At 43.1% G+C, this 20,186-nt stretch carries 14 protein-coding genes; all 14 read left to right on the plus strand.

The window, feature by feature from the left end; translation table 11 throughout:
- Positions 1 to 10: 10 nt before the first annotated feature.
- From ppsA to FN732_RS03375, 14 genes are read left to right on the plus strand one after another with little or no spacing between them, the layout of a single operon-like run.
- Entirely contained in the window at positions 11 to 2,437 is a 2,427-nt protein-coding gene (gene ppsA / locus FN732_RS03310; RefSeq protein WP_142934690.1) for a phosphoenolpyruvate synthase, read from the plus strand.
- Positions 2,438 to 3,457 carry an NAD(P)-dependent oxidoreductase gene (locus FN732_RS03315; protein ID WP_142934692.1) on the plus strand — a complete coding sequence of 340 codons (1,020 nt, stop codon included), beginning with the start codon at positions 2,438 to 2,440 and terminating at the stop codon, positions 3,455 to 3,457.
- Between the two features lie 9 nt (positions 3,458 to 3,466).
- Complete coding sequence (locus FN732_RS03320) at positions 3,467 to 4,663, plus strand: glucose-6-phosphate isomerase (protein WP_142934695.1); 1,197 nt, start codon at positions 3,467 to 3,469, stop codon at positions 4,661 to 4,663.
- Complete coding sequence (locus tag FN732_RS03325) at positions 4,656 to 5,951, plus strand: SAM-dependent methyltransferase (RefSeq protein ID WP_142934697.1); 1,296 nt, start codon at positions 4,656 to 4,658, stop codon at positions 5,949 to 5,951. The genes FN732_RS03320 and FN732_RS03325 overlap by 8 nt, the downstream gene beginning before the upstream one ends.
- Positions 5,948 to 8,440 (plus strand): sugar phosphate nucleotidyltransferase, encoded by a 2,493-nt coding sequence (locus FN732_RS03330; protein WP_142934700.1) that lies wholly within the window; start codon positions 5,948 to 5,950, stop codon positions 8,438 to 8,440. Before FN732_RS03325 ends, FN732_RS03330 begins: the two co-directional genes overlap by 4 nt.
- Complete coding sequence (locus tag FN732_RS03335) at positions 8,437 to 10,476, plus strand: glycoside hydrolase family 57 protein (RefSeq protein WP_142934702.1); 2,040 nt, start codon at positions 8,437 to 8,439, stop codon at positions 10,474 to 10,476. Before FN732_RS03330 ends, FN732_RS03335 begins: the two co-directional genes overlap by 4 nt.
- Position 10,477: 1 nt before the next feature.
- Positions 10,478 to 12,433: an alpha-amylase/4-alpha-glucanotransferase domain-containing protein gene (locus FN732_RS03340; protein WP_142934704.1), complete on the plus strand. Its 1,956-nt coding sequence runs from the start codon at positions 10,478 to 10,480 to the stop codon at positions 12,431 to 12,433.
- Complete coding sequence (gene galT, locus FN732_RS03345; RefSeq protein WP_142934706.1) at positions 12,426 to 13,460, plus strand: galactose-1-phosphate uridylyltransferase; 1,035 nt, start codon at positions 12,426 to 12,428, stop codon at positions 13,458 to 13,460. Before FN732_RS03340 ends, galT begins: the two co-directional genes overlap by 8 nt.
- Complete coding sequence (locus FN732_RS03350) at positions 13,457 to 14,878, plus strand: glycogen synthase (protein ID WP_142934708.1); 1,422 nt, start codon at positions 13,457 to 13,459, stop codon at positions 14,876 to 14,878. Before galT ends, FN732_RS03350 begins: the two co-directional genes overlap by 4 nt.
- Positions 14,875 to 15,477, plus strand: coding sequence for a Rho termination factor N-terminal domain-containing protein (locus FN732_RS03355; protein WP_142934710.1), 603 nt, complete (start codon positions 14,875 to 14,877; stop codon positions 15,475 to 15,477). Before FN732_RS03350 ends, FN732_RS03355 begins: the two co-directional genes overlap by 4 nt.
- Complete coding sequence (locus FN732_RS03360; protein WP_142934712.1) at positions 15,470 to 17,050, plus strand: glycoside hydrolase family 57 protein; 1,581 nt, start codon at positions 15,470 to 15,472, stop codon at positions 17,048 to 17,050. Before FN732_RS03355 ends, FN732_RS03360 begins: the two co-directional genes overlap by 8 nt.
- On the plus strand, positions 17,047 to 17,907 hold the full coding sequence (locus FN732_RS03365; protein WP_142934714.1) for an ROK family protein: 861 nt from the start codon (positions 17,047 to 17,049) through the stop codon (positions 17,905 to 17,907). Before FN732_RS03360 ends, FN732_RS03365 begins: the two co-directional genes overlap by 4 nt.
- An 18-nt stretch (positions 17,908 to 17,925) precedes the next feature.
- Entirely contained in the window at positions 17,926 to 19,074 is a 1,149-nt protein-coding gene (locus tag FN732_RS03370) for a GumC family protein (RefSeq protein ID WP_142934716.1), read from the plus strand.
- Positions 19,067 to 20,134 (plus strand): SLBB domain-containing protein, encoded by a 1,068-nt coding sequence (locus tag FN732_RS03375; protein ID WP_142934719.1) that lies wholly within the window; start codon positions 19,067 to 19,069, stop codon positions 20,132 to 20,134. The genes FN732_RS03370 and FN732_RS03375 overlap by 8 nt, the downstream gene beginning before the upstream one ends.
- Positions 20,135 to 20,186 lie beyond the last annotated feature (52 nt).

Raw genomic sequence — 20,186 nt, forward strand, 5'->3', positions numbered from 1 at the left:
GAGGGAGCAGATGGAGAGGTTGGTAGTCTGGCTGGAGGAGGTCGGAATCGAGGACGTTCCAATAGTAGGTGGAAAGAATGCCTCCTTAGGTGAAATGATGAAAGCTCTTTCTCCAAAGGGCATTAACATTCCAGAGGGTTTTGTAGTTACGGCTAACGCATACAGGTACTTTATTAAATATAACAATTTACAGGAAAAAATAAAGGAAACACTAAAAGGATTAAACGTCAATGATGTTGATGACCTTCACAGAAGAGGAGAAAAGGTAAGGGAGCTGATAAGGAGTGGAAGCTTTCCTGACGATTTAAAGGAGCTGATAGTAAAGTACTACAAGGAGCTCTCAAAAAAGTTTGATACCGAAGCCGTCGACGTTGCAGTCCGCTCATCTGCTACAGCTGAGGACCTTCCAAATGCATCCTTTGCAGGTCAGCAGGAAACTTACTTAAACGTTAGGGGAGTTGATAACCTATTAAACTCAATCAAAAAGTGCTTTGCATCCCTTTTTACAGACAGGGCAATTTCATACAGGGAGAGCTTTGGTTTTGACCACTTTAAAGTGGCTCTGGCCGTTGGCGTCCAAAAGATGGTTCGTTCAGACCTTGCCTCTTCAGGTGTAGGATTTTCACTTGATACAGAAAGTGGATTTAAGGACGTTGTTTTGGTTACAGGTTCCTACGGCCTCGGAGAGATGGTTGTTAGGGGGGCAGTTACTCCCGACGAGTGGCTCGTCTTTAAGCCAACGTTAAAGGAGGGCTACAAAGCAATAATTGAGAAGAAGTTGGGTGATAAGAAGCAGAAGATGGTCTATGGGGAAACTGAAAAGGAACCTGTAAAGATTGTTCCCGTTCCACTTTCCGATAGGGAAAGGTTCTGTTTAACGGACGATGAGGTTTTGACGCTCTCAAGGTGGATTTGTGAGATAGAGGACTATTACTCTGAGAAAAATGGGCGCTGGACTCCTATGGACGTTGAGTGGGCAAAGGATGGAGAACTCAATAAGCTCTACATAGTTCAGGCAAGGCCTGAAACTGTTCACTCAAGGAAGGATTACTCAAAGATAGTTGTTTACAGAATAACAGAACCTCCAGAAATGAGGAAGAAAAAGGTTCTCGTAACCGGAATTGCTGTTGGAAAGAAGATTGCAGAGGGGAAGGTAAAGATTCTCATGTCTGTTGAGGAGGCAGACAGGTTTGAAAAAGGAGACATTTTAGTTACGGATATGACAGACCCCGACTGGGAACCAATAATGAAAAAGGCTGCTGCAATTGTTACAAACAGGGGAGGGAGGACCTGCCACGCTGCAATTGTTGCAAGGGAGTTGGGAGTCCCTGCAGTAGTTGGAACGGAAAACGCAACAGAGGTTTTAAAGGAGGGCCAGCAGGTTACAGTTTCGTGTGCCGAAGGAGCCGTAGGCTACGTTTACGATGGCCACGTTGACTATGAGGTTAAGGAGGTTGACCTAAGGGAGCTCCCCAAACCAAAAACCCCTATAATGTTCAACGTTGCAACCCCCGAGAACGCCTTTGACCTATCGTTCCTTCCAAACGACGGAGTAGGCCTTGCAAGGGAGGAGTTCATAATAAACAACTATATAGGAATCCACCCCAATGCCCTCATTAAAATTGATGAGATAAGGGAAAAGGATGGGAAACTTTTTGAGGAAATTGAGAGAAGAACAAAGGGCTACAAGGATAAAAAGCAGTTCTACGTTGACAAGTTGGCCTTTGGAATAGCAAGGATAGCTGCAGCCTTCTATCCGAAGCCTGTCATTGTTAGGTTTTCAGACTTTAAATCAAACGAGTATGCAAATCTGTTAGGTGGAAAGTACTTTGAGCCAAAAGAGGAAAACCCTATGCTCGGGTGGAGGGGGGCAGCAAGGTACTACTCTCCAGAGTTTAAGGAGGCCTTTGGCCTTGAGTGCTTGGCAATTAAAAAGGTAAGAGAGGAGATTGGGTTAAAGAACGTAACCGTTATGGTTCCCTTCTGCAGGACTCCTGAGGAGGGAGAAAAAGTTCTGAAGGTTATGGAGGAGTATGGCCTTAAAAAAGGAGAGGATGGCTTACAGGTTTACGTTATGTGTGAAATTCCATCGAACGTAATTCTCTTTAAGGAGTTTTCAGAGTTCTTTGACGGCTTTTCGATAGGTTCAAACGACCTGACCCAGCTTACGTTAGGTGTTGATAGGGATTCAGCTTTGGTCTCCCACATTTACGATGAGAGGAATGAGGCCGTTAAGTGGATGGTCGGAAGGGCCATTGAAGAGGGCAAAAAGTACAAAAGGAAAGTTGGAATCTGCGGTCAGGCTCCCTCAGACCACCCTGACTTTGCACAGTTCTTGGTTGAAAAGGGTATAGACACAATTTCAATAAACCCTGACTCCATCTTGGATGTTATAAGGGCTGTTTACGAAATAGAGAAAAAATTAGGGAGGGGATAGATGAAGGTTGCCTTCTTTGAACTTGAAGGGTGGGAGGTTCCTATTATTGAAAGGGAGCTTAAACCTAAGAATTTTGAAATTTTAAAATTAGAAAGGGAACCGCTGACGGAAAGAAAAGTTAGTGAAATAAGGGATGTAGAAGTTCTCTCTGTCTTTATATACTCAAGAGTGGGAAGGGAGATTATCGATTCCCTTCCAAATTTGAAGCTAATAACAACGCGCTCAACGGGATTTGACCACATAGATATTAACTATGCAAAGGAAAGGGGAATTGGAGTCTGTAACGTCCCTGATTACGGAATGGAAACAGTTGCAGAGTATACTCTACTTTTAATCCTATCACTTCTTAGAAAGTTAAAGCCAACACTCGAAAGGGTTTGCAGGGGGATTTTCTCAAGGGAAGGTTTAAGAGGTAATGACCTTGAGGGAAAAACGGTAGGCATCGTTGGAACGGGGAGAATAGGTTCAAGGCTGATAAAGCTTCTATCGGGATTTGATGTTAACGTTGTGGCCTACGATGTAAAGCCAAGGGAAAGTTTAGTTAAGGATTTCAAAGTTAAATACGTCTCCCTTGAGGAACTCCTCAAAACCTCTGATATCGTTACCCTTCACGTTCCCTATCTTCCATCAACACACCACCTGATAAACAAGGAGAACGTTAAACTTTTGAAGGATGGAGCGTTCCTAATTAATACGTCCCGTGGAGCAGTTGTTGAAACAGAAGCAGTCATTGAAGCCCTTAAGTCCGGTAAACTTTCCGGGGTTGCCCTCGACACATTTGAAGGAGAAGAGGTCTGGACAGAGGAAGAGTTAATCATATTTAGAGGGGAAAAGGACATTTCTCCTGAAATTTTAAAGAAGGCTATTGAAAGTTTTTCCCTCACCCAGTTTGATAATGCAATCGTAACTCCACACAATGCGTACAACACTCATGAAGCAATCATGAGAATCCTTCAAAAAACGTTGAATAACATAGTTTCCTTCAAGGAAAAGGGAAGATGCATATATCCTGTTGTGTGAGGAGGAGGTGTGAAGGTATTTTTTGACGATTCAGGGTTCTCCTTTTCAGACTACGAGAGTACCCTTGAAAAATTTAAACCCAATTCCCTCTTGACTAAGAAGGAGATGCCGTTTCTGGAGCTCCCGAAAGAGGAGGAGCTCCTAAAGATATCGGTAGTGTCCGATAACTTGAGGGAAAAGGCCGATACGTTGGTTGTAGTCGGCATGGGAGGGTCATCGAGAGGGGCCAAGGCTGTTCATCAGGCCGTTGGAAGAGAAAGAGGGAACTTACTCTTCATTGACAACATTGACCCCAATCTAATTGATGAAACCCTTAAGAAAATAGACTGGAAAAGAACTGCATTTGCATTTATAAGCAAATCGGGAAGAACATTAGAAACGGTTACTGCTATGAACGTTATTATCGAAGAGCTAAAGAGGAGAAACTTAACGAAGGGAAGGCTCGTCTTTGTCGGGGATAGGGGAAACAGCTTTGAGGAGATTTCGAGGGAGTTTGATGCCCCATTTTTGGAAATTCCAAAAGAAGTTGGAGGAAGGTTTTCGGTATTTACTGCAGTTGGACTTTTACCTTTAATGTTTGCAAGCTACGACATTGTTAAGTTTTTGGATGGAGCCTACGATTCTATCAATGCGCCAATTTCGGCCTTCTACCTTGCTGCATCAAAGTACCTTCACTATCAAAAAGGAAGAAACATATCCGTGGTCATGCCCTACTCGTCGTACATGAGCGAGTTTACAGAGTGGTACGCTCAGCTCTGGGCAGAGTCCTTAGGCAAACTCGGAAAAGGTCAAACTCCTCTGAAGGCAATAGGAACCTCCTCACAGCACTCAATTCTCCAACTCTTCATCGACGGTCCTGACGATAAGTTCTACCAACTCTTTTTCGTTAACAGCTATCCTGTTGACTTGGAACTCCCCGAAAAAACATACGTCCTTCCCTACCTTTCTAAAAAGAAAATTTCTGAGGTCATGAGGGCAGAATTTGAAGGAACCCTCTTCGCCCTTAAACGGAGCAAAAGGCCAATCGTCAGGTTTGAACTTAGCAGTTTGAGTGAGTATCAGATGGGATACCTTTTGATGTTTTACATGATTTCGGTGGTTGTGATGGCCAAGCTTTTAGGAATTAACCCTTACGGTCAACCGGCAGTTGAGATAGGTAAAAAGTACGCATCCGAAATCCTAATGGGAAGAGGGGGAGATGTTTAACGATGTCTGTTTAAGTGAAGAGGAGCTCCTAAGATTAAACAGAGTTCTAATCGAAAAGCTTTTGGAGGGAGCTCCCTTAGAGGACAAAGTTTCCGTTTACCTCTGGAACGGAGAGAGAGTTTGGGGAAGGGGGGAGGAGCTGAGGATAGAAATCAAAAAGGTTTGGGCTTTGAGAGAGGCCTTGAGTGAGTTTTCGGACCTCTCCCTCGCTGAAAGCTACATATACGATTTATTGGATTTAAAGGGGGATATCTACCTCGTTTTTCCCATTGCAGACTGGCTGATTGAGAAGTTCTCTTCTCTGAGGAAAAAATTAGAACTCCTTAAAACTATAAGAAAAATCCCAAAGCTTAAGGAATTAGAAAAGTGTAGGGCTGAGGTTAGAGGGGAGCTCCACAGCATAGAGAGGGACAAACAGGCAGTTCAGTACCACTACGATGTCTCTAACGATTTTTACAAGCTCTTCTTGGATAAAAATATGGTCTACTCCTGCGGTTACTTTAAAACCCCTGAGGACCCGTTAGACAGAGCTCAGGAACAGAAACTTGACTACATATGCAGGAAGTTGAGGTTAAAGCCGGGAGAGAAATTCTTAGATATAGGTTGCGGTTGGGGGAGTTTGATAGTACATGCCTCCAAAAAGTACGGAGCCAAATCTGTGGGAATTACCCTGAGTAAGAATCAGTACGAGTTTGTTAGGGAGAGAATTAAAAAGGAGGGACTTGAAGAAAAGTGCAAGGTTCTCCTTGCAGACTACAGGGAAATCACAGACTGGGGATACTACGACAAAATAGCAAGCATTGGAATGTTTGAACACGTTGGAAAGAAGAGAGCTCTAACCTACTTCAAGCAGGCGTACAAACTCCTAAAGTACGGAGGAGTTTTCCTTAACCACGCAATAAGTTCGAACTACCATGAGTACGGAAAGCCCCCTTCTCAATTTATAAGGAAGTACGTCTTCCCTGATGGGGAGCTCCTTCCCATCTACTTAACAATCGAAGAGGCCGAGGAGGCCGGCTTTGAGGTTAGGGATGTTGAGTCATTGAGGGAGCACTACGCCCTCACTCTGATGCACTGGGTTAGGAATTTGGAGAAAAACCACGGTAAGGCTGTTGAGGTGGCAGGAGAGGTCAAGTATAGGATTTGGCGCCTCTACATGGCCTCAAGTGCCTACCAGTTTTTAACCAACAGGATAGGTCTTTACCAGACCCTCTTAGTGAAAACAAAACCCAACGGGGATTCAGGATTTCCCCTTACGAGAGAATACATGTACAGGGAGGGAGCGTGAAAGCAGTTGTAATGGCAGGGGGATTTGGAACGAGAATTCAGCCTTTAACAAACTCTCGACCAAAGCCAATGCTTCCTGTTGTAAACGTTCCGATGATGGAACACATAATGAAGGATTTGGTTTCCCTTGGAATTGAGGATATTGTAGTTCTCCTCTACTACAAACCTGAAGTTATAAAGAACTACTTTGGAAACGGAGAAAGGATAGGGGCAAGGATTACATACGTTCTCCCTGAGGCCGACTTTGGGACGGCTGGGGCCGTTAAAAAAGCACAGAAATACCTTGATGAAACTTTTATAGTTGTAAGTGGCGATGTGATAACAGACTTTGATTTGAGGGAGATTGTTGGGTTCCACGAGTTTAAGAACTCAAAGCTGACAATAACCCTAACCTCCGTTTCAAACCCCCTCCAGTTTGGAATAGTGATAAAGGATAAGGACGGAAAAATTTTAAAGTTTTTGGAAAAGCCGAGCTGGGGGGAGGTTTTTAGCGATACCATAAATACGGGAATCTACGTAATTGAGCCAGAAGTTTTAGACTACATTCCTGAAAACGTTCCCTTCGACTTTAGCAAGGACCTTTTTCCACTCTTAATGGAAAAGGGGATAACCCTTTACGGTTTTGAATCTGAAGGTTACTGGAAGGACGTTGGAAATCCTGATGCTTACAGGGAAGTAAACAGTGATATTTTGAACGGAAACGTCAAGCTTCAGATTCCGGGTAAAGCCGTAAAGTATCCAGAGGGGATTCTTTTCCTCCAAGGGGACGTTAAGGTTCCTGAGTCTGTAAGGATAAAGGGAACCGTTGTTTTGGGAGATGGTGTTGAATTGGGAGATGGAACCGTTCTTGAAAACTGCATTGTTGGGGAAAGGAGCAGGATAGGGAGGAGGTGTAAGCTCAAGGATACCGTTATTTGGGAGGAATCAACGTTAGGTGACGACGTTAGTATGAGAAACTGTGTAGTCTGTGACAGGGTAGATGTAGGAAGTAGAGTATCTGCCCTAAAGGGAGCTATTATCGCCGAGAAAGTTAAGATTGAGGATGATGTAAGAATTGAGAAGGACGTTGTTATATGGCCTGAAAAGTTTGTTGAAAGTGGTTCAATTGTCAGCTCCAACCTGGTTTGGGGGGAAAAATGGAAACGTTCAATATTCGAAGGTGGAGAAATCTCTGGAAGGACTAACGTTGAGCTTTCCCCAGAACTTGCAGCCAAGTTAGGAGCGGCCTTAGGAACAACTCTTCCTGAGGGAAGTTTTGTCATAATGAGCCGTGATTACCACAGAGCCTCAAGAATGATAAAGAGGGCCTTCCTTTCCGGTCTTCTCTCAACAGGAGTAAACGTTATCGACATGAAAAAGTTCCCGAAGCCCGCCATGGGGTACGTTTTGAAGAATAACGGTGCCATCTCCGGAATCCACTTTGAGGCCTCCTCATCGGTTCCTGGACACAACGACATTATTTTCCTTGACGAATTTGGTATCAGAATAGATACGGCGAAGGAGAAGGCCATAGAGAGAATCTTTTTTAGGGAAAAGTTTAGAAAGGTTGGGCCTTCTGAAGTGGGAATTATAAAGGAGGAACTCTACGGAGTTGAGGAGTACGTAAAGGGAATTAAGGAGAGAATAGACGACAAAATAAAACAGCCAAGGTTTAACATCGTTGTCGACCTGATGAACGGAATTTTCTCCGATGTTTACCCGGAGCTCCTTGCCCACTTCAAGGTAAACAGCATCGTTCTAAACTCCTACGAGTCCGAAGAAAAACTTATGCAGTATCCAACGGTTAAATCAAAGTCCTTAAGGGACGTTCCCAAAATAGTTAAGTCGACCAGCTCGGACGTCGGATTTATAATTCACCCCGGAGGGGAAAGGTTAGCAGTTGTCTCCGACAGTGGAGAAGTTATCGGCAATCACCTACTATTACTTCTCTTCTTGAAAACGATTGACGACGCACTGGACAAAAGGGTTAAGGCGTACGTTCCCGTAAGCTGTCCCTCTGTTATAGATGAATCCCTTAAGAAGGTTAACATTGAAAGGGGGAAATTCAGAGGAATCTCCCAAAGGCTTTTGAAGGAGTACTTTTTCATCGGGGATTTGGAGGGGAAGTTTATCTTTCCGGAGTTCTCCTTCTCCCCCGATGCAGTCTATTCGAGTATAAAGTTCTTAGAGCTCCTCTCCTTCTCCGGCAAGAGAATTTCTGAGATACTCTCTGAGATTCCAGAGTTCTTCTTTACCCACGTAATTATTAACTGTCCTCTATCTAAGAAGGCAAGATTAATGAGGAAGCTGTCAGAGGAAGCCTTGGAAAGGAGGGCCTCTTTCATAGATGGAGTCAAAATTTTCTTTGACGGGGATTGGATTCTCTTCATCCCCGACCAGTTTACGGATAAGCTCCACATCTTTGTCCAATCGGTAAATGAGGAGAGGGGAAGGGAGCTCCTTGAAAGTTACAGGGAGCTTGTATCAAACTGGATAGAGGGGAAAGAGTGAAACTAATATTTCTCTGGCATATGCACCAGCCCGTTTATAGAAACGGTCTTACGGGGGAGTACGAACTTCCCTACGTTTTCCTTCACTCAATCAAGGACTACTACGATATGCCCTACCACGTGAGCAGGTTTAAAAACGTGAAGGTAGCTTTCAACCTCACCCCCTCCTTGGTTTCTCAGATTGAGGAGTATGCATCGGGAAGGGCAAACTGTAAGTTTTTAAGACTTATGAAGAAAAGCGTAAAGGAACTTACTTTAAGTGAGAAGGATTACCTAATTAAAGTCATTTTCTCGTCATCCCCCAAACTCTTTGAGGAGTTTGAACTTCTAAACAAGCTCTACTTTGCATACCAGAGTGATAGGAGGGAACTTTGCAGGAACCTCTCAAATCAGGATTTCTTAAACCTTGAGGTTCTCTTCCTCCTTTCGTGGTGTGGAAACTACTTGAAGAGGGAGAATGAAACCGTCAGGAAGCTGAGGGAGGAGATTTCTGCATACACTGAGGAGGATAAAACAAGACTGATAGAGGAATTGCTGAATCACGTTGGGAAAATCGTTCCCCTCTACAGGGAATTAACGTCATTAGGTCAGATTGAAGTTACAACCTCTCCGTTCTACCACCCTGTCCTTCCACTTTTAATCGATATGAAGGTGGCCAGGGAATCAACTCCAGACGTTAAACTTCCAGCAGTTCAAACTCCCTTTAAGGACGATGCAGTTAAACAGGTAGAGAGAGCTCTCTCCTTTCACAGGAAAAGGTTTGGAGAAGTTGGTGGAGTTTGGCTTCCAGAGGGAGGAATAAGTGAGGAAGCAGTCTCCTTACTTTCAAATTTCGGGGTAGAGTGGACAGCCTCTGATGAGGAAATCCTGTTTAACTCCCTTCAGGAAAAAACGGGAACGAGGGAGCCACTCTACAGGGTTTACAAATTCAAAAGAGTAAAAGTTCTGTTTAGGGATAAGGAACTGAGCGATTTAATAGGATTTACCTACAAGAACTGGAAGAGCGATGATGCAGCTAAGGACTTTATTGAAAGGTTAAAGGATATCAACAGGAAGTATGAGAATCCCGTCGTTTCGGTGATACTTGACGGGGAAAACTGCTGGGAGTTTTACGAAAACAACGGTTTTGAATTTAGGGAAAAGCTCTACAGGGAGATTTCAGAATCTAAATGGATTGAAACGGTTAAACCTTCTGAAGTTGAGCACACGGAAGTTCTAAACAGAATTTTCCCGGGGAGCTGGATTGGGGGAAACTTTTTAACCTGGGTTGGAGATGACGAAAAGAACAGGGCATGGGAGCTCCTCTCGTTGACTAAGCTCCAGTTTAAAAGGGGTGAACCTAAAAGTGAAAGTGCTGAGGAGTACATACTAATTTCTGAGGGAAGCGACTGGTTCTGGTGGTTCGGAAGGGGACACTATACTCCATTCTCCCTGCAGTTTGATAGGCTCTTTAGAAGTAACCTCATTGAGGTTTACAGAATACTGGGAAAGGACATTCCCGATGAGCTTCTACATCCGATAAAAACCTCTAAAGAACTGCCGTCAACTCCTCCAAAGGGCTATCTCCACGTTGAGCTTGATGGAGAGGTGAGTAACTACTTTGAGTGGTTGAACGCCGGGGAGATTGACCTTTTAGAACTATCGACGATGGACTCATCATCGTTCGTAATGAGAAAGGCCTACTACGGCTGTGATGAGGAGAAAAACCTCTTCATCAGAGTTGACGGGAATTGGGAGAGGGTCAAGGGAGGTAATTTAAAGTTGACAGTTGAATTTTCAGGTGAGGGAAAGGAGGAAGTAGAATTTAACCTTAGTGAGAACCCCTCGAAGGGTAAGAACTGCAGTGAAGCCCGTGCAGTTCTTGGAAAATTGGTTGAAATTCTAATTCCCAATAAGTGCTTACCGGAGGCTGTGAATGGTAAGTTGAAGCTTATTCTCAAGCTCTACATGAATGGGAAGCTGTTGGAGACTGCTCCACAGTTCACACCGGCCGTCCTTGACGTTGGAAAGGACTTTAACCTTGATTGGATAGTTTAAAATGGCAAGATTGGTCTTCGGAATTCACAACCACCAACCGGTTGACAACTTTAAAAGCATTGTTGAGGAAGCGGTAACAAAGTCTTACAGACCGTTCATTGAGAGAGTTTATCCCTTCAAATCCTTCAAATTTTCGGTTCACTTTAGTGGTTGGCTCTTAGAGTACATCTCAAAAAACCACGGGGATTTGATAGAGCTCCTCCAATCAATGGTTAAGGAAGGGAGAGTTGAGTTCTTCACCGGAGGATACTACGAGCCGATTCTGGTCTCCATTCCCTCAAGGTGGAGGAAGTACCAGATTGAAAAACTAAACGGCCTTTTGGGAGAGCTCTTCGAGGTTGTCCCTAAGGGACTCTGGCTTACCGAAAGGGTTTGGGACGATTCTGTAATCTGTGACATTGTTGAATGTGGAGTTGACTACGTCGTTGTTGATGACTACCACTTCATCTGTTCGGGGTTCGATAGGAAGCAGTTGGGAGGATACTTCTTAACTGAGAGTGAAGGGAGGATTTTAAAGGTCTTTCCAATAGATAGGGAGCTCCGGTATCTGATTCCCTTTAAGCCCGTTGAAAGGGCTGTAGAATACCTAAAGTCAAACTGGGGAACGAGGGTTCTCTTTGACGATGGGGAAAAGTTCGGAGTCTGGCCGGGAACCTACAACTGGGTTTACAAGAGTGGCTGGTTAGAGAGTTTCTTAGGTAAAGTAGAAAATGGTGAAATAGAGACTTTTCTCTTTTCCGAGGTAGTCTCTTCAGAAAAACCCCTTGGGATAGCTTATCTTCCTACAACTTCCTACTACGAAATGGGGGAGTGGGCACTTCCTCCCAAGAGATTTAAAGAGTTAAAGGAGGCAGAAGAAATCCTAAAGAGAAGCGGAATAGAAGGTTACGTTGAAAAGTTTCTGAGGGGAAGTATCTGGAAGAACTTCTTTGTTAAGTATCCAGAGAGCAACTACATGCACAAGAGGATGTTAAATCTGTCGTTTGAGGAGGGAAGTGAGGAATTTAAGGAGAACCTTTCTAAGTCCCAGTGCAACGATGTATTCTGGCACGGAATTTTCGGTGGAATCTACCTTCCGAACTTGAGGGATAACTTCTGGAGATTTCTCCTCTCTGCCCAGAGGGAAGTTAATAGGATAAGAACTTACTTGGAGGATTTAAACTTAGATGGCTACGAAGAGGGAGTTCTATCCTCAGGGGAAATCTTTGCCGTCGTTTCTCCAAAGGATGGGGGAGCTCTTTTTGAACTCTCCCTTCTTAACGAGGAATTTAACTATCAGAACGTAATTTCAAGACACAGGGAGGGATACCACTATCTGCTTGAAAGAAGGACAGAGGAGAAGAGCGAGGGAATTCTGACAATTCACGAGAGAATTCCGAATCTAACAGAGGAGGAGAGAAGAAGGCTCTCCTTCGACTGGCATTTAAGGGGTTCTTTTATTTCTCACTTTACAACTCATTTAAGCTTTGAGGAGTTTAAAAGGGAAACTTTTCGGGAAGTTTCCGACTTTGTAAACCAGCCATTTGAGACAGTTTTGAGCGATGGAGGGATAATTCTATTTAGAAGAGGGGGTGTGTACTTAGGTAGAAAATTCAGCTCTGAGCTTAGAAAAACTTACAAACTAAAGGGAAGAAAACTACTGTTCTCAGAGAGATTTAAAACTGAGTACCCTGAGGAGATTTTTCACATTCTTGAGTTTAACTTTCACTTTTTAAATCCAGAGGGATTTGAACTACAGAAAGTAGAAAACAGTTTGGAAATTTTGGATAAAGGACTCAGTAAAAGGGTTCTAATATCGGCGTCTCTTCCCTTTGAAATTCTCCATTATCCTGTGGAGACTGTAAGTCAGAGCGAAAAGGGAGTTGACTTCACAGTTCAAGGGCACTGCTTTGGATTCTGTTTTAAAGTTAAAAGGACCTTTAGTCTTGAAGTAAACTTAGAGGTAAAGGATGTCTGAGATAAGGTACGATTACCTAACCGATAACTGGGTAGTAATTGCCCCTGAAAGGGAGAGGAGGCCTCACGATTACCCGATTCACGTCTACCCGACAAAGAGTACCCCTTCAAAGTGTCCGTTTGAGCCGGGAAAGGAGTACTTAACTCCCCATGAAATATTTGCCATAAGAGAGCCGGGAACTTCCCCCGATACTCCAGGCTGGAGGGTTAGAGTTGTTCCCAACAAGTACCCTGCCTTGAGGATAGAAAATCAGCCTGAAAGAAAAAGAAGGGGAATCTACGATGTAATCGGGGGATTTGGAGCCCATGAGGTTGTGATTGATACTCCCGACCACTTCAAACACCTCCACAACTTTTCAATTGAGGAGATGAAGGAGCTCCTCTTTGTTTACAGGGAGAGAATGAAGAGTTTGTACGGGGATAAGAGAATACATTACGTTCTGGTCTTCAAGAACTACGGAAGGGAGGCCGGAGCTTCACTCATCCACTCCCATTCACAGATAATTGCAACTCCATCAATTCCCAAAAATGTTGATGATGAAGTTTCCCAGCTCAGGAAGTTTTTCAGGGAGAGGGGGCGCTGTTACCTGTGCGACGAGATAGATTACGAGCTCAACGATACAAAGAGAATCGTTTATGAGAATGAGAAGTTCGTTGCTTACTGTCCCTTTGCCTCAATCGTTCCCTTTCAGATAAGGATTTCTTCAAAGTTTCACAGTTCCGACTTCTCGAGAATTTCTGAAGAGGAGCTCTACAGTCTCGCCGACTTAATGAGGACGGTGTTCAAGAAACTTCACAAAACCCTTATTAACCCACCCTACAACATGTTTATAAGAACCCGTCCTCCAGAGAGGCCTTATCCGGAAAAGCCTGACTACTTTGTAGGAATGGACAGCTTTTTCCACTGGCACATTGAGGTATTCCCGAGGATTTCCGTTTGGGCAGGTTTTGAGATTGGAGGGGGATGGTACATAAACCCTACCTCCCCAGAAAGTGCTGCAAAGTTTCTTAGAGAGGTTCTGCTATGAGAGTTCTTTTTGCTTCGAGTGAAATCTATCCATTTGCAAAAACGGGGGGCCTTGCAGACGTATCCTACTCCCTTCCAAAAGCTCTCTCAGAGATTGGAGTTAGTGTAAAGACTGTAATGCCCCTTTATGGGTGTGTTGATACTGAGAAGTTTGGAATAAGGAGTACAGGAAGGAAGGTTAGGGTTTCTCTCAGTGCCGGTGACTTCGAATTTGAGGTCTACCACCTCTCAGATGGAGTTGAACACTACTTTTTGAAGAACTTTCTATTTGGAAGGGAATACCTGTACGGAACTCCTGAAGGAGACTATCCCGATAACGATGTAAGATTTGGAGCATTTTGTCATGCGGTGGTTAAGCTCATTGAAGATGGATTCTTTAGAGGAGAAATCGTTCACGTCAACGACTGGCAGACTTCCCTCATTCCTGTGTTAATAAAAAGGAAAGGATTGAGGATAAGGACACTTCAGACGATTCACAACTTAGCCTACCAGGGAGTATTTCCCAAGGAGACAGTAGAGAGGCTCAACTTGGGATGGGAGCTATTCAACATGGAGGCTCTTGAATTCTGGGGGAAGGTTAACTTCCTGAAAGGGGGAATAGTCTTTAGCGATGCGGTAAGCACTGTTAGTCCGACCTATGCAAGGGAGATAACGACTCCCGAGTTTGGATTTGGACTCGATGGGGTTTTAAGAAAGTACAGCTACAAGCTTTTTGGAATACTCAACGGTATAGATTACGACGTCTGGAATCCCGAAACTGATAGGTACATATACATTAATTATACGGAAAGTTCAATAGGAAACAAGGAGGAAAACAAGAGGTACTTTGTAAAGGAAACAGGTTTAAGGGAGGGGGATTGGCCACTCTTTGTGTTCATTGGAAGATTGGCCAAGCAGAAGGGGATTGACCTCTTTATGGAAAAGCTGAACGAAATAAGAGAGCTCCCTGCAAACTTTGCAATTTTGGGAACGGGAGATTCCTACTACAACGAGTTTTTCAACTCAATTAAAGGCAAGTATGAAAACATTTTTGTTGAGGTAGCCTTTGATGAACCCTTGAGCAGAAAAATGTACGCCTCTGCAGACTTTCTCCTCATGCCCTCACTCTACGAACCCTGCGGTCTTAACCAGATGATAGCTATGAGGTACGGAACTTTGGTCGTTGCAAGGAAGACCGGAGGCCTTGCAGACACCGTCAGGGACATCTCAGAGCCGGGGGGATACGGATTTCTCTTTGAGGAGTTTAATTCAGATGAGTTTTTAAGTTCTGTAAAAAGGGCGGTTGAGTTTTACAGGAGCAATAGGGAAAGGCTTCTAAGGTTGAAGCAGTTTGTAATGGGAATTGACTTTTCCTGGAATTCCTCTGCACTCAAGTACTTTAGACTCTACGAAAACTTAATAGAAGGAAGAATAAGATGAGGTTGGAACTAACGTTAGAAGAAGTCGAAAAGTTAACAAGGAGAGAGCTCTACAAAGTTGCAAAGGAGTTAAAAATAAGGGGACGTTCAAGGATGAGGAAAAGGGAGCTCTTAGAGAGTATAAAGAGGGAGCTCCTGCTAATTGAAAAGGCCTCGGTTGATGAACCGATTACAAGTAATGTTGAGTACATAGAGCCTGTAAAGGGGGAGAGGGAGGAAGTGGAGCTCCCCACTTACAGCGAGGAATTTGTCTCTCTGATTCCCGTAAACCCCGAACTCTCTCTTGCAGTATGGAACGCTTTTGGAGACAGAGGAATTTTAAGACTCTACTCGAAGGGAAGGGTAGTTTTTGAAACGGAAATTATCCTCGATTGGAAGAAGTACTACATAAGGTACAGGGCTCCATTTGATGAAATCTACGTTGAACTCGAGGTAATCAGAGATGGAAAGAAGTACAGTCTGATATCAAACAGAATAGTTACCCCTTCTGATACAGTCACGATTGAAGGGGAGGGAGAAATTTTTGAGGAAATTTCTAAAGTCCTGGAATTGAAGGAGGAACCTTCCCTATTTGTCGGCTACAGGGGGAAAAATGGTTAAGGGCTATTTTTTCCTTTTTCTCCACCACCACCTCCCCTTCGTTAAACACCCCGAGTACGAGTACTTTCAGGAGGAGCACTGGCTCTTTGAAGCAATTTCGGAAACCTACGTCCCCCTCCTTCAAAATTTCTTCAAGCTAAGGGACCAGGGAATTAACTTCAGAGTTACCCTCTCGCTCACCCCTCCCCTCTGTGAGATGTTAAGCGACCCCCTCCTAAAGGAAAAGTTTAGAAAGTACGTTCAGAGAACTTTAGAACTCTGTGAAAAGGAGATAAGGAGAACGGAGGGAAGTCCAACATTCAACAAGTTAGCAAGGTTCTACAGGGACAGGTTTGAGTCTGTAAGGGATTTTTATGAAAGTTACAATGGAAATATTTTGGATGCCTACAGGGAGCTCTCTGACGATGGATTCGTTGAAATAGTTACCTGCGGTGCTACCCACGGTCTCCTTCCTGCCCTTCAGCCCGTTGAGGAAGCTGTTAGAACTCAGATAAGGGTGGCCGTCAAGAACTTTGAGAAACACTTTGGGAGGGAACCCAAGGGAATTTGGCTTCCGGAGTGCGGTTACTATCCAGAAGTTGAGGAGGTTCTTAGAGAATTTGGAATTGATTTCTTTCTCCTTGACTCCCACGGCTTACTCTACGGAAAGCCCTTCCCGAAGTTCGGTGTTTACTCCCCAGTGTATACTCCGAAGGGAAGAGTAGCCCTTGCGAGGGACCCCGAATCCTCAAAGCAGGTTTGGAGTTCAAAGGAGGGATATCCTGGAGACCCCTGGTACAGGGACTTTTACAGGGATATTGGATTTGACCTTCCATTGGATTACGTTTCTCCCTACATAAACCCGGACGGCTCCAGAACCTACACTGGAATCAAGTACTACAGGATAACGGGGGATGTCGATTTAGGTGAAAAGGAACCCTACGTAAGGGAGAGAGCTCTTGAAAGGGTTAAAGTCCACGCTGAACACTTTCACTTCTGCAGGGATAAGCAGTCTGAGTACCTAAAAGAAACAATGGGAAGGGAACCTCTAATAGTTGCTCCCTTTGATGCAGAACTCTTTGGTCACTGGTGGTTTGAAGGCCCCGAATTTCTCTACAACCTATTTAAGAACTTTGAAGAGTTTAAGGTGATAAAACCCGTCCTGCTTAGGGAATATTTAGAAATCTACCCTGAAAATCCAAAGACTCAGCCGGCAGTTTCCTCCTGGGGGGATAAAGGCTACTTTGATGTTTGGGTGAACGGGAAGAACGATTGGGTTTATTACCACCTGATAGGAATGGCAAGGACGTTAAATAGGTTGAAGGAAAAGGTTAGGAGAAATGAGAGGAGCGAGAGAATCTTAAATCAGATGCTGAGGGAGCTCCTCTTGGCTCAAAGCTCTGACTGGACCTTCCTCATAACTACCGGAACAGCTTCAAACTACGCAGAGAACAGGCTCAAAGAGCACATATCAAACTTTGAGGCTTTGAGAAGGATGGTTGAGGAGGGTGAGTTTGAAGAGGAAAAACTTAAAAAGTTGGAGGAGAAAAACTCAATCTTTAAAGAGCTCTCCTTCTGGGAGGATTGGGGTTGAGACTGGGAGTGGATGTTGGAGGAACATTCGTTAAGTTTACAGATGGAGAAAACAGGTGGAAGGAGAGGACTCCAAAAACAAAGGAGGATTTAGTTTCACTAATTTCATCCGTTGGAAAGAGCTTAAATGTTAAATCGATTGGCGTTGCAGTTGCAGGTCTTGTAAACACGAAAAAAGGGACAGTTACCGAATCTCCAAACCTTAAGTTTTTGAACGGATTTCCCCTGAAGGAGGAATTGGAGAAAAAACTGAACGTGCAAGTTTCTATATTCAACGATGCAACTGCTGCAGCCTACGGAGAGTACAAATTGGGAGTAGGGAGGGGGAGCTCCGTTTTCTTATGCCTTACCTTGGGAACGGGACTTGGAGGAGGAGCTGTTATTGAAGGAGCTCCCCTTTTTGGGGTTTCGGGAACTGCAATGGAAGTTGGACACATAACTGTTGAAGTGAATGGATGGCCCTGCCACTGTGGAAGGAAAGGATGCCTTGAAGCCTACGTTTCCTCCTACGGACTTGAAAGGTTCTACTTCATGGAAACAGGAGAGTGTGCTTCCTCCTTTGAAGTCATAGAGAGAGCAAAAAATAGAGAAACAGAAGCTTTGAAATCGATAGACGAAATGTCCGACTACTTAACAGTAGGAATAGCAAGTTTAATTCACCTCTTTAATCCTGATGTTGTTGCAATTTCTGGAGGAATTCCAGCAAGTTATCCGGAGCTCCTTAAAACAACAGAACAAAAAGTAAAAAAGAGGGCATTTAAACAGCCGGCTTCAGATTTTTCACTTAAGTTGGCAGAACTTGGTGAGTTCAGTGGAGCTTTCGGAGCTCTCCTTCTAACCATGTATAATTCCTCTTAAAAGTCCACGGAGGAAATTTTGGAAAAAACAAAAGAAACTTATTCCCCGTACTATGAAGAGGATGAAATAGACCTCTACGAACTTTGGTTAACTTTAAAAAAGAGAAAAAAGATAGTTTTAGGATTTACAGTATTTTTTACTTTGATTGCCCTGATTCTATGCTTTATTCTACCTCCAACTTACAAAACAGAAACTACCCTTATGCCTTTAGGAGGAAAAAAAGGAGGAGGACTGTCCTCCCTTTTGGCATCTTTACCTATTTCTGTATCCCTTCCAACCAGTCAGTCGGGACTTACCGTTGAGGCCGTTTTAAACAGCAGAACTTTAAGAGAAAGAGTTATAAGGGATTTAAACTTGTTACCACTTCTATTTCCGGATAAGTGGGACAGTAAAAGAAGAAAGTGGATTCTAAAAGGAAAGGACGATAGGCCTCCAACAATTTTAGATGGAGCGGAGAAGTTAAAGAAGTTAATCTCCGTTTCTACAAACAAGAAAACTGGAGTTGTTACACTCTCTGTTGAATTTAAGGAAAACCCTCAAATTGCCTATGAAATTGCAAGAACTGCCCTTAAGGAAGCGGATAACATATTAAACGAAAAGTCATTCACATTGGCCAAAAAGTACAAAATTTACGTTGGAAAGCAGCTTCAGATTGCAAGGAGAAAACTTCTCGAAATAGAGAAAATTTATGAGGAGTTCATAGAGGGAAAAATTAAAAAAGTTCCGTTTATCTTTGGTGAGGATGTATTTAAGGCTCCAAATGTAAGTCTGAATGATGAAAGAATTAAAAATCTGGAGAGAGAATTAAAAAACCTAAGGGAAAAGGTGAAGAACTTACAAAAAAATACAAACTACGTATCGCTGCCTGAGTACCAGGTAAACTTTCAGAAACTGCAGGCTCAGATGGATATAGCGAAGGAGCTCTTTGAGACGTTGGTTAAAGAGTACGAGATGGCAAAGGCTCAGGAAATGAAGGAGCAGATATCGTTTCAAGTCATAGACCCTCCTTACGTTCCCGAAATTGATAAACCTTACAAGCCGAAGAAAAAGTTAATTGTAGCGGTAGCCTTTATTTCTGGACTTTTCTTAGGAATATTTGCAGCATTCTTTAAAGAATGGCTCGACGGTGTAAAGGAAAGACACAGGGAGGAAGAGCAAAATGCGTAAATTTCTGCTGAGCATCAGCATATTTTCGGTTATTTCATCTGTTTCTTATGCTCAATCTTTTAATATCCAGGAAACTTATAGGAATTTAAATGGGTTTAATAACTTTGAAAATCAAAATCAACTTGGAAGTCAAAATAAAAAACTAATAGTAGATTCTATATACGAATCCCATTTATCAAATAATTTTGAAAATACTACTAGAATATTCAAACCAGTTATTAATTTTCCATCAAAGAACAAATTTATTCCAAAATCCAACTTAAATGAGGGAAATAATAAAGAATTTCAGAAAGAAAAACTTTCAACCATAGAAAACCTATTCAACCATAGAATAGAAAGTGAAAATGAAACTATTAGACAGTTTGGTTATGACTTCTTTTCAGGTTACCCTAATCTGTACCTTTCTGCTCCGGTAGATGAATCCTACGTTCTGGGACCAGGAGATGAGCTTTTTCTCTATGTTATAGGTACCCCTCCAGGAATTGATTTAGGAAAGGTAGTAAAGCTCGTTGTTGATAGAGAAGGAAGGATTTACATACCGAGAATTGGTGTTTTCTACGTTTGGGGTAAGACCCTAAAGGAAACAGAAAAGATAATCTCAAGTTCAGTTGGGGCAAACATAAAACTTACAGTTGGAAAGCTCAGAACATTTCCAGTTTACGTTTCTGGTGATGTAAAGAGACCTGGAGCTGTTGTTGTAACAGCTTTGAACACTGTAATTGATGCAATTATGATGGCAGGAGGAATAAAAAAGGACGGTACGTTAAGGGATGTCATCATAACAAGGAGAACTTCAAAGGGATTAAAGAGGATTCATATTGACTTTTACAGGTTACTCCTTGAGGGAGAACCTGTTGACATGAGATTAAAGGACGGAGACGTAATATTTGTTCACTCAATTGGTAAAGTTGCCGGAATTGTTGGAAAGGTGAAAAGACCTGCCATATACGAGTTAAAAAGTAATGAAACAGTTTCAGACTTAATTAAAATGGCCGGAGGATTATTACCTTCAAGTTATTGTTCTCGTTCAATACATGGTGGACACCCTGGAGTTTTTTAATATATTCCTCAAACTTCTCTACTGGAGTCTTATAACCAAGACCTTGATGAGG

The sequence above is a fragment of the Balnearium lithotrophicum genome, from assembly GCF_900182585.1.
GTDB lineage: Bacteria > Aquificota > Aquificia > Desulfurobacteriales > Desulfurobacteriaceae > Balnearium > Balnearium lithotrophicum.

Bases quoted from the DNA above. Each gene is read 5' to 3' on its own strand.
- ppsA (WP_142934690.1), top strand. From the start codon at position 11: ATGGAGAGGTTGGTAGTCTGGCTGGAGGAGGTCGGAATCGAGGACGTT.
- FN732_RS03315 (WP_142934692.1), top strand. From the start codon at position 2,438: ATGAAGGTTGCCTTCTTTGAACTTGAAGGGTGGGAGGTTCCTATTATT.
- FN732_RS03325 (WP_142934697.1), top strand. From the start codon at position 4,656: ATGTTTAACGATGTCTGTTTAAGTGAAGAGGAGCTCCTAAGATTAAAC.
- FN732_RS03340 (WP_142934704.1), top strand. From the start codon at position 10,478: ATGGCAAGATTGGTCTTCGGAATTCACAACCACCAACCGGTTGACAAC.
- galT (WP_142934706.1), top strand. From the start codon at position 12,426: ATGTCTGAGATAAGGTACGATTACCTAACCGATAACTGGGTAGTAATT.
- FN732_RS03350 (WP_142934708.1), top strand. From the start codon at position 13,457: ATGAGAGTTCTTTTTGCTTCGAGTGAAATCTATCCATTTGCAAAAACG.
- FN732_RS03355 (WP_142934710.1), top strand. From the start codon at position 14,875: ATGAGGTTGGAACTAACGTTAGAAGAAGTCGAAAAGTTAACAAGGAGA.
- FN732_RS03360 (WP_142934712.1), top strand. From the start codon at position 15,470: ATGGTTAAGGGCTATTTTTTCCTTTTTCTCCACCACCACCTCCCCTTC.
- FN732_RS03375 (WP_142934719.1), top strand. From the start codon at position 19,067: ATGCGTAAATTTCTGCTGAGCATCAGCATATTTTCGGTTATTTCATCT.